The 16475-nt window shown below is 68.5% G+C and carries 9 protein-coding genes; 4 read left to right on the forward strand and 5 right to left on the reverse strand.

Annotated features, from left to right (window positions below; all coding sequences use genetic code 11):
• Positions 1 to 42: 42 nt before the first annotated feature.
• Positions 43 to 594: an NUDIX hydrolase gene (locus ABD866_RS05450; RefSeq protein ID WP_345061944.1), complete on the forward strand. Its 552-nt coding sequence runs from the start codon at positions 43 to 45 to the stop codon at positions 592 to 594.
• Positions 595 to 637: 43 nt separating this feature from the next.
• Here the strand turns inward: ABD866_RS05450 and ligA are convergent, their stop codons facing one another.
• The 4 genes from ligA to ABD866_RS05470 all read right to left on the reverse strand — a co-directional run bounded on the left by ligA (position 638) and on the right by ABD866_RS05470 (position 10938).
• Positions 638 to 2710: an NAD-dependent DNA ligase LigA gene (gene ligA / locus ABD866_RS05455; protein ID WP_345062492.1), complete on the reverse strand. Its 2073-nt coding sequence runs from the start codon at positions 2708 to 2710 to the stop codon at positions 638 to 640.
• Positions 2711 to 2765: 55 nt separating this feature from the next.
• On the reverse strand, positions 2766 to 3887 hold the full coding sequence (locus ABD866_RS05460; protein WP_345061946.1) for a cell division protein FtsZ: 1122 nt from the start codon (positions 3885 to 3887) through the stop codon (positions 2766 to 2768).
• Positions 3888 to 3900: 13 nt separating this feature from the next.
• A complete protein-coding gene (gene smc, locus ABD866_RS05465; protein WP_345061948.1) occupies positions 3901 to 7425 on the reverse strand; it encodes a chromosome segregation protein SMC in 3525 nt (1174 codons plus the stop codon).
• Positions 7426 to 7788: 363 nt separating this feature from the next.
• Complete coding sequence (locus ABD866_RS05470; RefSeq protein ID WP_345061950.1) at positions 7789 to 10938, reverse strand: bifunctional diguanylate cyclase/phosphodiesterase; 3150 nt, start codon at positions 10936 to 10938, stop codon at positions 7789 to 7791.
• A 315-nt stretch (positions 10939 to 11253) separates the two neighbouring features.
• Between ABD866_RS05470 and ABD866_RS05475 the strand changes: the two genes are divergently transcribed.
• Both ABD866_RS05475 and ABD866_RS05480 read left to right on the forward strand, forming a co-directional pair.
• Positions 11254 to 12609 (forward strand): sensor domain-containing protein, encoded by a 1356-nt coding sequence (locus ABD866_RS05475; RefSeq protein ID WP_345061952.1) that lies wholly within the window; start codon positions 11254 to 11256, stop codon positions 12607 to 12609.
• A 269-nt stretch (positions 12610 to 12878) separates the two neighbouring features.
• A complete protein-coding gene (locus ABD866_RS05480; RefSeq protein WP_345061954.1) occupies positions 12879 to 13583 on the forward strand; it encodes a hypothetical protein in 705 nt (234 codons plus the stop codon).
• A 219-nt stretch (positions 13584 to 13802) separates the two neighbouring features.
• On the opposite strand, the gene ABD866_RS05485 is transcribed toward ABD866_RS05480, so the two are convergent.
• Positions 13803 to 14696, reverse strand: a complete 894-nt coding sequence (locus tag ABD866_RS05485; RefSeq protein ID WP_345061956.1) for a LysR family transcriptional regulator — start codon at positions 14694 to 14696, stop codon at positions 13803 to 13805.
• 160 nt (positions 14697 to 14856) lie between these two features.
• Between ABD866_RS05485 and ABD866_RS05490 the strand changes: the two genes are divergently transcribed.
• A complete protein-coding gene (locus tag ABD866_RS05490) occupies positions 14857 to 16380 on the forward strand; it encodes a CoA-acylating methylmalonate-semialdehyde dehydrogenase (protein ID WP_345061958.1) in 1524 nt (507 codons plus the stop codon).
• Positions 16381 to 16475: the final 95 nt, after the last annotated feature.

The raw sequence follows: 16475 nt of genomic DNA on the forward strand, positions 1-16475 counted from the left end.
CTTAAATAATAAGCACGAGCAGCCGATTTGACCTGAACCTTCATGACCTTTCGCAGCCCGATCAAACACTGCCGCGCCTGCGGCACCGCCGTGGTGTACCGCCTGCCCGACGACGGCGACACCAAGCAGCGCGCGGTCTGCCCGGGCTGCCACACGGTGCACTACGAGAACCCGTTGAACGTGGTGGGCACGGTGCCCGCCCTGCCCGACGGTCGCATCCTGCTGTGCAAGCGCAACATCGAGCCGCGCTGGGGCAAGTGGACGCTGCCGGCCGGCTTCATGGAACTGGACGAGACCACGTCCCAGGGCGCAGCGCGCGAAACCGACGAAGAAGCCGGTGCGCAGATCGAGATCGGCCCGCTGTTCACACTGCTGAACGTGCGCCGCGTGGGCCAGGTGCACCTGTTCTACCGTGCCACCCTGCTGTCCGAGCAGTTCAACCCGGGTTTTGAGACGCTGGAAGCGCGGCTGTTTGCCGAGCATGAAGTGCCGTGGGACGAACTGGCGTTCCGCACCGTCAAGGAAACGCTGGAGTGCTACTTTGCCGACCGGCGCAAGGGCGCGTTCGGTCTGCACTGCATCGACATCGAATAAACCGGGCAAGAGCGCTGGCTCAGCGCAGTCTGCGCTGCAGCCGTCAACCTGCGTCAGGCGCCTGCCCAGCCAGCAAGGCTCGCAGGCCCTCTTCATCAAGCACCGGCACGCCCAGCTCCTGGGCCTTGGCCAGCTTGCTGCCCGCTTCTTCGCCCGCCACCACGTAGTGGGTCTTTTTGCTCACCGACCCGGCCACCTTGGCCCCGGCGGCTTCGAGCAGTTCGCGCGCCGCGTCGCGGCTGAGCGTGGGCAGCGTGCCGGTGAGCACCACCGTCTTGCCTGCCAGCACCTGGGGCGCGCGTTCTGCCACCGGGCCTTCGGGCCAGTGCACGCCGCAGGCGCGCAGTTGCTCCACCACCTCGCGGTTGTGGGGCTGGTCAAAGAAGGTGCGGATGCTCTGCGCCACCACCGGCCCCACGTCGGGCACGCCCAGCAGCGCGTCGAGCGGCGCGTCCATGATGGCGTCGAGCGTGCCGAAGTGGCGCGCCAGGTCTTTGGCCGTGGCCTCGCCCACGTGGCGAATGCCCAGCGCAAACAGAAAGCGCGGCAGCGTGGTCTGCCGGGACGTGTCGAGCGCCGCCAGCACGTTCTGCGCCGACTTTTCGGCCATGCGCTCCAGCGCAATCAGCGAGGTCAGGCCCAGCCGGTACAGATCAGGCAAGGTGCGGATCACCTGGCCGTCCACCAGCTGCTCGACCAGCTTGTCACCCAGGCCTTCGATGTCCATCGCCCGGCGCGAGGCAAAGTGCAGCACCGCGGCCTTGCGCTGGGCCGCGCAGAACAGCCCGCCGGTGCAGCGGTGGTTGGCCTCACCCTTCTCGCGCACCACAGCGCTGCCGCACACCGGGCACTGGCGCGGCATGCGGAAGTTAGGCACGTACGCCGTTCGAGCGCCCGGCATCACGCCCACCACTTCCGGAATCACGTCGCCCGCGCGGCGCACGATCACCGTGTCGCCCACACGCACGCCCTTGTGGCGGATCTCGAACAGGTTGTGCAGTGTGGCGTTGGTCACCGTCACCCCGCCGACGAACACGGGCGCGAGCCGCGCCACGGGCGTGAGCTTGCCCGTGCGGCCCACCTGCACGTCGATGCCATCGATGCGCGTGGCCATCTCTTGCGCCGGATACTTGTGGGCCACGGCCCAGCGCGGCTCGCGGGTCTTGAAGCCCAGGTCGCGCTGCAAGTCGAGCCGGTTGACTTTGTAGACCACGCCATCGATGTCGAACGGCAGCTGGTCGCGCGCCGCACCGATCTCGCGGTGAAAGGCAACCAGCGCCTGCGCGCCTGTGGCCAGCCGCAACTGCTGCGCCACCGGAAAGCCCCAGGCCTTGAGCGCCATCAGCCATTCGTGGTGCGTGGCAAACGCCGGGCCGCCCTCGGCAGCGGGCGTGACAGCCCCCAGGCCGTAGGCAAAAAAGCTCAGCGGCCGCTGCGCGGAAATGCCCGAGTCGAGCTGCCGCACCGCGCCAGCGGCGGCATTGCGCGGATTCACGAACGTCTTGTCACCGTGCTCGCGCTGGCGCTCATTCAGCGCCTCAAAATCGTCGCGCCGCATGTAGACCTCGCCGCGCACCTCCAGCAGCGGTGGCACGGGCTGGCCTGCCACGGTCGTCAGCACCAGCGGAATCTGCCGGATGGTGCGGATGTTGTGCGTGACGTCCTCGCCCACCTCGCCGTCTCCACGCGTGGCCGCCTGCACCAGCCGACCGTGCTCGTAGCGCAGGCTCATGGCCAGGCCGTCGAACTTCAGCTCGGCCACGTATTCGACCGGTGGGTCGGACTCGGCCAGGCCCAGCTCGCGCCGCACACGCTGGTCAAAGGCGATGGCACCGCTGGCCTCGGTGTCGGTCTCGGTGTGGATGCTGAGCATGGGCACCGCATGGCGCACCGGGGCCAGCCCGTCGAGCACCGCGCCAATCACCCGCTGCGTGGGCGAATCGGGGGTGATCAGATCGGGGTGTTCGGCTTCGAGCGCCTGCAGGGCACGGTACACGCGGTCGTACTCGGCGTCGGGCACGGTGGGCGCATCGAGCACGTAGTACTGGTGGGCCCAGCGATGGAGCTGCTCGCGCAGCGCGCGCGCCGCTTCGGCCGGGCGTTCGGACTGCGGCATCGGTTCGGCGCCGCCGAACAGGTCGGGCGTGTGCGGTGGGCTCACACCAGGCCCTTCAGCTGAACAAACGCCGCGCCAGCAGCGAGCCAGCCGACAGTTCCCGGCCGTCCAGCTGGTCGTACAGCAGCTCCAGGTCGGTCGCGATCGGGTCCATGGCCATGGCGGGCAGCGGCGTGCCGTTCTGGTCGCACAGCACGCCGTCCATCGCGGCGCACAGTGCGGCCGCCACCTCGCGCAGGCGGGCAAAGGGCTGCTCGTGGCGGTGCACCTGGGGGACGTCCAGGCTCAGGGCCAGCTCGCGGATGGCCGATTGCTCCGGGTCGTCCGACAGCGCGGCCTGGGTGTCGTATGACAGCGTAAGCACCGGCGGCAGGCCCTGGCCCGACGCAGGCAAGACCAGCCGGCCCGGAATGGAGCCCGGCACGAAACCGCAGCGTGCGGCCTGCTGCTGCACGTAGCCAGGGCTCCAGGCCGCTTGTCGGGCACGCAGCATGAAGGCGAGCTGAGCGTCGTGGTCCACCGCAAACTGGTCGAGCTCGCGGGCGCGGGCCACTTCCTGCAGCATGTCCGGAAAATCGGCCGCCGCGCCGATGGCGTCGGCAAAGGCCTGGGTCTTCATCACGAATTCAGAGAACTCGATCTCGTTGAGCGCGCCGATGCGGTTGGCCAGTTGTACGCCGGCCTGGAAGGCCATGTAGCGCTGGCCGGGCTGCGGCGCCTCCCACTGGCGCGTGGATTCGTTGAAGCCTTCGACCGCGTAGGGCTTGCTGCCCGCGCGGCGCGTGGGCGGCAGCGCAGCCAGGGCCGCATCGCCCGAGACCACGCCGTCCACCTGCAGGCTGGCCAGTGCGTCGAGCAAGGCATCCAGCGGATAGCGCCGCTCGGCCACCGGGGGCACGGGCAGTTCCAGCGCGTCGCGCAGGTCCACCGCATGGGGCGCACCCGGCTCCACCGGGGCTGCGGCGGGCATGGCGTCGAGCGGCGTGCCAGGCAGCGGCACGTCGATGCTGCCCACCAGGGCCGGTTCGGTGCGCAGCAGGGGCTCGGTGGTGCGCGCGGGCTCCACCGGGCTGGGCTTGCGCGGTGCGTTGCGGCGCGAGGTCCAGGTGTTGTAGGCCACGATCAGGGCCAGCACAAGGCCGCCGATGATCGCCAGGCTCAGTTGCAGATTGCTCATGGTGAGAGTGGGGTCAGCTGTCGGCCATGCTCAGGGCCGACTCCATGTCAACGGCCACGATGCGCGAGACGCCCTGCTCCTGCATGGTCACGCCAATCAGCTGCTCGGCCATCTCCATGGCGATCTTGTTGTGGCTGATGAACAGGAACTGGGTGCCGCGGCTCATGGCGGCCACGAGTTTGGCATAGCGCTCGGTGTTCGCATCGTCCAGCGGGGCATCGACCTCGTCGAGCAGGCAGAACGGCGCGGGGTTGAGCTGGAAGATCGCAAACACCAGCGCAATCGCGGTGAGCGCCTTCTCGCCGCCCGAGAGCAGGTGGATGGTCTGGTTTTTCTTGCCCGGCGGCTGGGCCATCACCTGCACGCCAGCGTCCAGAATTTCGTCGCCGGTCATGATGAGCTTGGCCTGGCCGCCGCCGAACAGCTCGGGGAACATGCGGCCAAAGTGCCCGTTGACGGTCTCGAACGTGCCCGACAGCAGCGTGCGCGTTTCGTTGTCGATCTTGCGGATCGCGTCTTCCAGCGTGTGCATGGCCTCGGTCAGGTCGGCCATCTGCGAATCGAGGAACACTTTGCGCTCGCGCGCCGCCGCCAGCTCGTCGAGCGCAGCCAGGTTGACCGCGCCCAGGGCGGCAATCTCGCGCTGCAGGCGGTCGATCTCGCCCTGCAGGCCGGCCAGGCGCACCGCATCGTCCTGCACGCTGCGGGCCAGGGCTTCGAGGTCGGCCTGGGCGTCGGTCAGCAAGGTGGTGTATTGCTCCAGACCCAGGCGCGCTGCCTGTTCCTTGAGCTGCAGTTCGGTGATGCGTTGGCGCAGCGGGTCCAGCGCCCGCTCGGTCTGCATGCGGCGCTCGTCGCTGGCTCGCAGGCGAGCGGTCAGGTCGTCGTATTCGCTGCGCTGCGCTGCCAGGGCCTGCTCGCGCTCGGCCTTGCGCTCCAGCGCCTGCTGCAGGCCCCCCTGGGCGGCGGCGTCCGACAGGCGGGCCAGCTCGTCGCGGGCGCGCTGCTCTTCGTCGGTCAGCGCGCGGGCCTGCTGGGTGGCGGTGTCGATGGTGCGCGACAGTTCGGCGCGGCGCGCGTCCAGGCTGCGCTGTGAGAACGTGGCCTCCTGGGCCTGACGTTCGAGTACGCGCTGCTGCTCGCGGCTGGCGTTCAGGCGGCGCTCGGCCTCGATCACGCGGTCGCCCAGTTGCGCCTCGCGCTCCTGGCTGTCGGCCAGTTGCATGTCCAGCTCTTCAAAACGCGCCTCGGCCGTCACGCGGCGCTCTTGCAGGTCGGCCAGTTGGGCCTCGACCTCGGCAATGTCGGCGCCGATCTGCTCGCTGCGTGCGCGGGTCTGCTCGGCCAGCTGCGCCAGGCGCAGGGTCTCCACCTGCAGCTCGTGGCGGCGGCTCTGGGCTTCGGCGGCCTCGCGGCGGGCCGTCACCAAGCGCTGCGACGCGTCGGCGTACGCGCCCTCGGCCCGCGCCAGCGCGGTGCGCGCCTCTTCGCTGATCAGGGTTTGCGCGCGCAGGTCTTTTTCGAGGTGCTCGATCTCCTGCGCACGCGCCAGCAAGCCCGACTGCTCGGAATCCTGCGCATAAAAGCTCACGCTGTGGGCCGTGACGCAGTGGCCCGACGGGATGTAGAGCGCCTCGCCCGGCTGCAACTGGCTGCGGCGGTTGAGCGCTTCGTCGAGCGTGGCGGCGGTGTAGCAGCCGGCCAGCCAATCCACCAGCACGCCCTTGAGGCCTGCGTCGTGCACGCGCAGCAGCTCAGACAGGCGGGGCAGCGCGGCCGCGCCCTCCACCGCCGGGGCCGCGGGCGGGCTGTAGAAGGCCAGGCGCGCCGGGGGCGCGTCGCCACCGCCGGCGCCCAGAAAACCGCGCACCATGTCGAGGCGGCCGACTTCGAGCCCCCCCAGGCGTTCGCGCAGCGCGGCTTCCAGGGCGTTTTCCCAGCCGGGCTCGATGTGCAGGCGACTCCACAGGCCCTGCAGGCCATCGAGCCCATGTTTGGCCAGCCAGGGGCGCAGCTTGCCGTCGGTCTTGACCTTCTCCTGCAGCGCCTTGAGGGCTTCGAGCCGCGCCGACAGATCGGCCTGGCGTGCGGCCTCGGCGTTGACGGCCTGCTGGCGCGAGCGGCGGTCGTCGTCGAGCTGCGGTACGGCGTCCTGCAGCTCGGCGAGGCGCGCGTCGCAGGCCTCCTGGGCCTGCTCGGCCGCTTCAAGCTGCTGGCGCAGGTTGGCCAGGCGGGCCTCGTCGGGCGCGGCCAGCGCGTTGCGGTCGGCGCGCAGGCGCTCGTAGCGCGACTCGTGCTGGCGGCTTTGTTCGTTCAGGCTGCGCTGCTCGGCGGCCAGCACCTGGATCTGCTGCTGCACCTGCACCACCGCAGCGCGCTGTTCGTTGGCGCGCGCCTGGGCGCTGCGCAGCGCGTCTTCCAGGTCGGGCAGCAGCATGGCCTGTTCTTCCAGCTGCGCGGCCAGCAACTCGGCGCGCTCGGCGGCGTCTTCACCCGCTCCGGCCAGGTTCTCCAGCTCGATTTCGGCCTCTTCCTTGCGCACCGTCCATTCGGCGATCTGCTGGGCCAGGGTCTGCAGGCGCTGCTCTACACGCTGGCGTCCTTCGACCACGTAGCGGATTTCGGCTTCGAGCCGCCCGACTTCGGCCGTGGCCTCATACAAACGCCCCTGCGCCTGGTTGACCAGATCGCCCGCGCTGTAGTGCGCCTGGCGGATTTTTTCGAGGTCGGCCTCCACATGGCGCAGGTCGGCCATGCGGGCTTCGAGTTCGTTCACGGCCTGCAGGCCGGCTTCGCGCACCTTGGCCTGCTCGGCCTCGGCCTCGGCGCGCTTGAGGAACCACTGCTGGTGCTGGCGCAGTGTGGCCTGGGCCTGCAGCGCGTTGTACTTTTGCGCGATCTCGGCCTGCTTTTCGAGCTTGTCGAGGTTGGCGTTGAGTTCGCGCAGGATGTCTTCCACCCGCGTGAGGTTTTCGCGTGTGTCGTGCAGGCGGTTCTCGGTCTCGCGGCGGCGTTCCTTGTATTTAGAGACGCCCGCGGCTTCTTCGAGGAACAGGCGCAGCTCTTCGGGCCGCGACTCGATGATGCGGCTGATCGTGCCCTGGCCGATGATGGCGTAGGCGCGCGGCCCGAGGCCCGTGCCCAGAAACACGTCCTGCACGTCGCGGCGGCGCACAGGCTGGTTGTTGATGAAGTAGCTGCTGTTGCCGTCGCGCGTGAGCACGCGCTTGACGGCAATCTCGGTGAACTGGTTCCACTGGCCGCCCGCGCGGTGGTCGGCGTTGTCGAACACCAGTTCCACGCTCGCGCGGCTGGCCGGCTTGCGGCTCGTGGTGCCGTTGAAGATCACGTCCTGCATGGACTCGCCACGCAGCTCGCTGGCCTTGGATTCGCCCAGCACCCAGCGCACGGCGTCCATGATGTTGGACTTGCCGCAGCCATTGGGCCCCACCACCCCCACAAGCTGCCCGGGCAGCAGGAAGTTGGTGGGCTCGGCAAACGACTTGAAGCCGGAGAGCTTGATCGAGGAAAGGCGCACGGAATGGGTTGCGAGGGAGCAGGACAGCGGCCCGGACGCGGCCACAGGGCCGCGCCGGACCGGCGGCAAACAGGGCGGGATGATACCTTGGCGCCACGCCGCCCTCGGCCACGGTGCCGGCCGCTGCCAGGCGGTTCAGGCCTGCCAGGGCACCCCGGGCGGCCCCCGGCTGGGGTATGGCCGGCGACAGCCTTCCAAGTTTGGTGCTCAAAATGGCTGCTCGTGCTTATTAATCAAGCACAAGCAGCTATCAAATCAGGAGCAAATCCAGAGTCAACCACAGGGAAAGACAGCAGGACCACATCCGCCCTGCGCAGGCGTAGATCGAGCGGCGCCGCAAGGCTGGGCCACGCAGCGCTGCGGTCAGACCACCACGGTGTCGGCGGCGCGCGAACGCACCAGTGCTTCGAAGGCCGCCACCGGCACCGGCGGGCTGAGCAGAAAGCCCTGCCAGGCGTGGCAGTGGTGGCGGGCCAGGAAGTCGCGCTGGGCCTCGGTTTCCACGCCCTCGGCCATGGCGCGCAGGCCCAGGCTGCTGGCGAGTGCCACGATGGTGCGCGCAATGGCGGCGTCGTTCGGGTCGGTGAGCACGTCGCGCACAAAGCTTTGGTCGATCTTGAGCTGGTCGAGCGGCAGGCGCTTGAGGTAACTCAGGCTCGAATATCCGGTGCCGAAGTCGTCGAGCGAGAAGCCCACGCCGTAGCCCTTGAGCTGCACCATCTTGGCAATCGTGCCCTCCACGTCTTCGAGCAGCAGGCTTTCGGTCATCTCGAGCTTGAGCCGTCGGCCGTCGGCCCCGGCTCCGGCAATCGCCGCCAGCACCTGGGCGACAAAGCCCTCCTGGCGGAACTGCCGTGCGCTGACGTTGACCGACACGCTCAGACGCGACAGTTGCGGGTCTTGCGACCAGCGCGCCAGCTGCTCGCAAGCCGCCTTGAGCACCCATTCGCCCAAGGGCAGGATGAGCCCGGTCTCCTCGGCCAGCGGGATGAAATGCCCGGGCGAGATGAAACCGTCGCGCGGATGCCGCCAGCGCAGCAGCGCCTCGGCGCCAATGATGCGCCCGCCTTCCATCTGCGGCTGGTAGTACAGCTCGAACTGGTTCTGCGCAAGGCCGGCGCGCATGTCGAGTTCCATGGCGGCACGCGCCGACACGGAGGCCTGCATTTGTGGGTCGTAAAAGCGCAGGGTGTCACGGCCTGCGGCCTTGGCCTGGTACATGGCCAGGTCGGCACGCTTGAGCAATTCGTCCGGCGTCTCGCGCGTGCCGCTGAAGATGGTGATGCCCAGGCTCAGCGAGCTGTGGTGCACTTCCTGCTCCAGGCGGTACGGCTCGCGCAGCGACGCCAGGATGCGCTGGCCCAACTCCTCGGCCTGCCCTGCAGCATCCTCGGGCGAGTCGCCCAGGTCTTCGAGCACCACGACAAATTCGTCGCCTCCGAGGCGGGCGACCGTGTCGTCCTCGTGCACGCAGGCGCGCAGCCGGTGCGCCACCTGCAGCAGCAGCTGGTCGCCACGGTCGTGGCCCTGCGTTTCGTTCAAGGTCTTGAAGTTGTCGAGATCCAGCAACAGCAAGGCCCCGCTGCGCTGGTGGCGCACACTGGCCGCCAGCGCCTGGTGCACGCGGTCCATGAGCAGGCGTCGGTTGGGCAGGCGCGTGAGCGGGTCGTAAAACGCCAGGTAGCGGATCTCCTCCTCGGCGGCCTTGCGCTGGCTCAGGTCGAACAAGGTCACCAGCAGCTCAGAGCCCGACACCACGCCCGCAATCTCCAGGCTGCGCGTCTTGCCGTCTTTGCAGGTCACCAAGTACTCGCCCGCCTCAATGCGCCCATCGCCCTTGAACGCCTTCTCAAGATAGCCCGACCACACGGCTTGCGTGCGTGCGCGGTAGTCGGGGTCGGGGTAAGCCCGCACCCACCACTCCTCTACCGTGGGCACGTCGGCTTCGGTGTAGCCGCAGATTTGCACGAACCGATCGTTGCGGAACGCCATGCGCCCATCGGCCTGCACCAGGCACATGCCCACGGGCAGCCGCTTGAGGATCCCCCGCAGCCGCTGCTCGCCCTGGCGCAGGGTTTCTTCAAGCGCCTTGCGCTGCGTGATGTCCTGTACCACCGCGAGGTGGTAGTCGGGCTCGGGGCTGGCGCTCCACATCGGCGACAGCGTGAGATCCACCCACACGGGCTTGCCACTCTTGTGCGCATAGCAACGCTCGGTGCGGTACTCCTGCAACTCGCCCGCGTGCAGGCGGCGGACCTGCGCCTGCTCGTCGGCCTGCAGCGGCGGAGGCAGAAGCTGCGCGGGCTCCAGCGCCAGCATTTCGGCAGGCGAGTAGCCCAGGATGTCGCCGAACTTCTGGTTCACGCGCACCAAACGGCCTGTGGACGTGTGTACCTGGGCCACCCCGACCGCCGCCTGGTGGAACAGGGCGCGAAAACGCTCTTCGCTGTCGCGGCGCGCCTCGTCCGAGACCTGGGCACGCGCCAGGGCCAGCGTTCCGCGCCGCGTCAGCAGCATGGCCAGTGCAGACAGCAACAAGGTCACAACCAGGCCCGCCAACCCCGCCAGCCAGGGCAGACGCTGCTCGGCCGGTTGCACAAAGCTGCGGGTGGGCATGAAGCGCAATTGCCAGCGGCGGTCGTGCACGGGCATCTCGCGCACATAGGCTGTGGCCTCGGGCAGCGGCGAGCCCGTCTGTTCGAGCAAGGGCCGCTGCGTGGCATCGTCAGCGTTGCGCAAAGAACCAAGGTCGGCCATCGACACCGCAATACCGTCCAGATAGCCCTGGGCCCGCAGAGCGCCCACTAGGTCGTACACACGGATTGTGGACGCTACGGCACCAATGAACCGGGGCGATACAGGGTCGCGCGTGCGGTCGAACACGGGCACCCGCAGCACAAAGGCGGCCCGGTGAGACTCCTCCTGCAGCAGGTCGAACGGCCCCGACGCCACCACCAAACCGGTCTCGCGGCTGTAGCGCATCGCTTCCAGGTTGGTTGGCTGGGCACTGATGTCCCAGCCCATCACGCTTTCGTTGCCCTCCATGGGCCAAAGGTATTCGGCCACGAAATACTCGTGACGCTCGCCCGCGGGCTTGATCGCGAAGTCCGGATAGCCTTGCGGATGCAGTGAGGTGTCCGCACGCACACGCGCCTCGTAGGCCATGCGCTGGTCACCCGGCACATGGCGGGTAAACGACAGGTTGCGCACACCCGGGTAGCGCTGCTTGATGTCAAGCTCGCGTGCCACGCGGTCAAAGTCGGCGCGTCCCAGATCCGGGTTGGCGGTGAACAGGCTGCGCAAGCCCTGCACGACTTCGGTATTGGCTGCAATGCTCTGCCCCATGGCATCGGCAAAAGACTGCGCAGCTTGCTCGAAGCGAGCGCGGTCCACCATGGCCACGGCCTGGCTCTGCTGCCGCATCAGCCACACACTCAAGACCACCCCAAGCACGGCCACAGCGAGCCCCACCACCGAGGGGCGCGGACGACTGAGCGCATGCAGGAGAACCATGAGAGCAACAAAACGACGCGTTGGGCGACGCCGACCAGCGCCACCTACAGCGCCCGGGCCGGGCGCGGTGCCACAGCAAACAAGCTGTCGAGGATAGCGGGATTCGGGCGCGCGACCGCGCCGGTACAAGCCCGTGATGCGTCAACCCGACAGTCACGATTCAGTCGAAACGTTCGCAGGCCGGTGCGCACAGCCAATGGCAGCGCCTTCCCTGGCGCATGGCGTCCCCGCCGAGGCGCGCATGCCGCCTGCCCCACACGGGTGACACCGAAGCGGGCACAATGCCCCAACCGCCTGCGCCCGCCCGACCACGCCATGCCCGCCAACGCTCTCGCCACGCTGAACCTTGTGGATCTGCTGCTGGATGCTGTGTGCGTGGTCGATGCGCAGGGCCGGTATCTGTTTGTGAGCCCCGCCTATGAACGCATCTTCGGCTATGCGGCCGACGAGGTGCTGGGCAGGCCGATGATCGAGCTGGTGCACCCGGCCGACCGCGAGCGCACCCTGGACGCAGCGCGCGGGATCATGGCCGGGCAGGACCAGTTTCACTTTGAAAACCGGTACGTGCGCAAGGACGGCCGGATCGCCCATATCCGCTGGACAGCGCGCTGGCTGGCCGGGCCCGGTGTGCGCGTTGCCGTGGCACATGACATCAGCCAGCGCAAGCGGCATGAAGCCGTGCAGGCGGTTCTGTACGCCATATCGGAAGCGGCGCACACCGCTCCGGGGCTGCACGCACTGTGCGTGCAAATCCGCGATGTGATCGCCGGGCTGATTCCGGCGGAAGGCTTTACCGTGGCGCTGTACGACGCCAGCGCACAGACGCTGAGCTTTCCCCCGGGGCTAGAACCGGCGGGGCTGGCGGAAGGGCCGATATCGCTGGCACAGGCCCCGGCCTATGCACAGGTGCTGCGCAGCGTCGAACCGGTGCGCTGGACGCCGGAATCCGTCACCCCCCTGCCCTGGCCTGCCGCTCCGCCGGGTTGCCGTCCCCAAGCCCACACCTGCTGGATTGGCGTGCCCCTGCCGGGCCCGCGCGGTCCCACTGGCGTGCTGGGGCTGTGGCTGCAGCAGCCCTCCGACCTGGAGATCGAGTCCGACGCCAGCCTTTTGCAATACATCGCCACCCAGGTGGCCGCGGCCGTCGAACGCAAGCGCATGCACCAGCGCCTGGAACACATGGCACGGCACGACCTCCTGACCGGCCTGCCCAACCGCGCGCATCTGCACGAGCGGCTGCAGGCCGCCCTGCACCGCGCACAGCCGGTGGGCGACCGAGTCGATGTGCTGTTTCTGGACCTGGACGACTTCAAGCGCGTCAACGACACCTTGGGCCACAGCGCGGGCGACCAGCTGCTGCGCGAAGTAGCCCAGCGCCTGCGAGCCACCATCCCGGAGCGCCACCTGCTCGCCCGCCTGGGGGGCGACGAATTCGTGGTGGTCGTCGAGCACGGGGCCTGCCAGAGCGAGGCGGCCGACGTGCAGACTCGCATCGGCGCCGCCTTTGAGCATCCTTTTCACATCGGCGGCACGGGGCTGCTCATGCGCCCCAGCCTCGGCCATGCGGTGTTCCCCGACCATGCTGGAGACGCGGACAGCCTGCTGACGCGCGCCGACGCCGCCATGTACGCGCACAAGCGCCGCGCGCCGCCGCGAGACGCACAGGCCTGAGCAGCACGCCACAACCGGCTGGCGTCCGCCCAGGCCGACCAGGGCTGGCCGCTGCCGATGGGGCAGGCGCAGGCCACAGAGCGCTGGGGCCCTGCCTGCGCCGGGTAGCGGATTGGTCAAAAAGCCGTGTTCGTGCTTTTAAATCAAGCACAAGCAGCTATCAATTCGATAGCATTCAATCGTAAATCCCGCGCCGGATGGTCAGGACGGCCACGGTCACAACGGCCATGGCCTCATCGCAAACCGGTCGCGCTTTCATAATCGCGGCCATGGCAAATCGTCTTGACCCACGCGCCGCGGCGCAGCGATCGTCAAGGGTGCGCACCTGGTGGGAGCCTGTGTTCGGTGCGCTGCTGCTGGGCAGCCTGGTGGTCACCCCTCCGGTGGTGGCCGCCCCGCCTGGTACGCCCTCTCGGTCTGCAGAGCAGCCTCCGGCCCCCGGCGCAGAAGTGCGCGCACTGCACGCGGCGATCATGCGCACCCGCGACCACCAGGGGCTTGCGTTTGCCGTGATCGACAAGCGCGCCGCCGCACTGCACGTGTACAACGCCGAGGGGCACCTGCTCGCTTCGACGGCCGTGCTGCTGGGCCTGTCCCGAGGCGATGACTCTGTACCGGGCATTGGCGACCGGGCCTTGGGCGACATCCAGCCCCACGAGCGCACCACACCGGCCGGGCGCTTTGTCAGTGAACCGGGCGTGAACTTGCAGGGCGAAGATATCGTCTGGATCGATTACACGGCTGCCGTGTCCATCCACCGCCTGCGCCCCGTGCATGTGTCGCAGCGCCGCGCACAGCGGCTGGCCTCGCCCACACCGGACGACAACCGCATCACCCACGGGTGCGTGAATGTGCCCCAGGCGTTCTACGAGCGCCACCTGGCACCACTGTTTGGACGCCAGCATGCGCTGGTGTACGTGCTGCCAGAGCAGCGGCCTCTGGCCGAAGTGTTTGCGCAGCTGCTGCAGCCCTGACGGCGCCAGCGTCTGTCCCAGGAACAGGCCCTAGACCCTGGGCGGCCCCTCTGGCGGACCTCGGCGGGCCGCCCATCATCCAGCGATCGGGCTTCAGGTGCGGTCGGCGAGCACGGTGTCGTGCCTGGGGGCTCGGGCTGCCGCGCTGCCGACCGTGCCCCCCCCTGCGCCACCGGCCGGGCCCTGGAAAAGGGGGGTCTGCGCCCGAGGGTCTGCGGCTCAGTGCGGCAGCAGCAGATGCTGGCGCTCGGCCACCGCATCGCGCACGCAGTTCCACACCGCTTGCATGCGTGCCACGTGCTTGTTCTCGGCGGGCATCGACATCCAGAACGTGCGCATAAAGCGCGCTTGCTGGGGCAGCACGGGCACGAGGGCCGGGTCTTGCGCAGCCACAAAGGCGGGCAGCACCGCCAGGCCCGTACCGGCGCGTGCGGCCTCGTACTGGGCCAGCACGCTGGTGCTGCGCAGCGCAAAACGCTCGGGGCGGTGCAATTCGTCCAGGATCTGCAGCTCTTTGCTGAACAGCAGGTCGTCCACATAGCTGATGAAGCTGTGGCCCCGCAGGTCGTCGGCCGTGGCGATGGGCGCATGCGCGGCCAGGTAGCTGCGCGCGCCATAGAGCTGCAGCACGTAGTCGGTGAGCTTGACCACAACCACCGCGCCGCGGGCCGGGCGTTCGAGCGAGATCACGATATCCGCCTCGCGCCGCGACAGGTGCACCAGGCGCGGCAGGGCCAGCAGGTCGATGACCAGGCCCGGGTGTTCACGCGCAAAGCCTGCGAGGGCCGCCGCCAGCACCAGGTTGCCGAAGCCCTCGGTGGTGCCCACGCGCACCAGCCCGTGCAGGCCCTGGCGGGTGGCCGGGGCCGCATTGCGCTCCAGCGCCAGAAAGGCGGCCTCCATGGCCTCGACCTGCGGCAGCAGCTGCCGTCCGGCCTCGGTGAGCCGATGGCCGCCCGCCTCGCGTGCGAACAGGGCCTGGCCCACCTGCTTTTCGAGCGCCTGCAGGCGCCGGGCCACCGTGGTGTGGTCCACCCCCAGGCGGCGCGCAGCGCCCACCAGCGTGCCGGCGCGGGCCAGTTCCAGAAAGTAGCGCAGGTGGTCCCAGTCCATCGCATGGGCTCCCGGCTCAGGCCGCGCGTTCGGCCCTGCGGCAAGTGTGCATAAATGCAAATCTCATGCGCAATATTGTCTATTGTTCTCGCAATTCTGCACAGCTACCATGCAGGGGCTTAAAGCGCTTTGCGCCCCATTTTTCCTCGGAGACACGCCTATGAACGCCCCCCAATCCACCGCCGTGCTGGCCCCCACCGTCAAGCTGCTGATCGGCGGCAAGTTTGTCGAGTCCAAGACCACCGAATGGCGCAACGTGGTGAACCCCGCCACGCAGCAGGTGCTGGCCCGCGTGCCCTTTGCCACGCCCGAAGAAATCGAGGCCGCCGTCGCCTCGGCCAAGGAAGCGTTCAAGACCTGGAAGAAAACCCCCATCGGCACGCGCGCCCGCATCTTCCTGAAGCTGCAGCAGCTGATCCGTGAAAACATGGGCGAGCTGGCCGCGCTGCTCACGGCCGAGCAAGGCAAGACCCTGCCCGACGCCGAGGGCGACGTGTTCCGCGGCCTGGAAGTGGTGGAGCACGCGGCCAGCATCGGCAACCTGCAGCTCGGCGAGCTGGCCAACAACGTGGCCGGCGGCGTGGACACCTACACCGTGCTGCAGCCCCTGGGCGTGTGCGCGGGCATCACGCCCTTCAACTTCCCGGCCATGATTCCGCTGTGGATGTTCCCGATGGCCATTGCCACGGGCAACACCTTCGTGCTCAAGCCCTCCGAGCAAGACCCCATGGTGACCATGCGCCTGTGCGAGCTGGCGCTGGAAGCCGGCATTCCGCCCGGCGTGCTGAACGTGGTGCATGGCGGCGAAGCTGCCGTGAACGCGATTTGCGACCACCCGGACATCAAGGCCATCAGCTTCGTCGGTTCGACCAAGGTGGGCACCCATGTGTACAACCGCGCCAGCCTGAACGGCAAGCGCGTGCAGTGCATGATGGGTGCGAAGAACCACGCCATCGTGGTGCCCGACGCGAACAAGGAGCAAACCCTCAACGCCCTGGCCGGTGCGGCCTTTGGCGCGGCCGGCCAGCGCTGCATGGCGCTGTCGGTCGTGATCCTGGTGGGCGAGTCGCAGAAGTGGATCCCGGAACTGGTGGCCAAGGCCAAGACGCTCAAGGTGAGCGGCGGCACCGAAAAGGGCACCGACGTGGGCCCGCTGATCTCCTGCGCTGCCCGCGACCGCGTGGTCGGCCTGATCGAGCGTGGCATTGCCGACGGTGCCACGCTGGAGCTGGACGGACGCAACCCGCAGGTGCCCGGCTACGAGCAAGGCAACTTCGTGGGCCCGACGATCTTCAGCGGCGTCAAGCCCGGCATGTCCATCTACGACCAGGAAATCTTCGGCCCCGTGCTCTGCCTGGCGTCCGCCGACACGCTGGACGAAGCCATCGAGTTCATCAACGCCAACCCCAACGGCAACGGCACCGCCATCTTCACGCAAAGCGGCGCAGCGGCGCGCAAGTTCCAGGAAGAGATCGACGTGGGCCAGGTCGGCATCAACGTGCCGATTCCGGTGCCGGTGCCGATCTTCTCGTTCACCGGCTCGCGCGCTTCCAAGCTGGGCGACCTGGGTCCGTATGGCAAGCAGGTCGTGATGTTCTACACCCAGACCAAGACCGTGACCGCGCGCTGGTTCGACGACAGCACCGTGAGCCAGGGCGTGAACACCACGATCAGCCTGAAGTGACCGGCGCTGGGGCGCATGGCGTGCACGCGGCCGGGCGCAAATGCCGCCCACCCATTCACGCAGAGCCGGTCGAAGCACCGCACACGGCTTGGATG

It is taken from the genome of Acidovorax lacteus (genome assembly GCF_039540375.1).
Lineage (GTDB): Bacteria > Pseudomonadota > Gammaproteobacteria > Burkholderiales > Burkholderiaceae_C > Acidovorax_G > Acidovorax_G lacteus.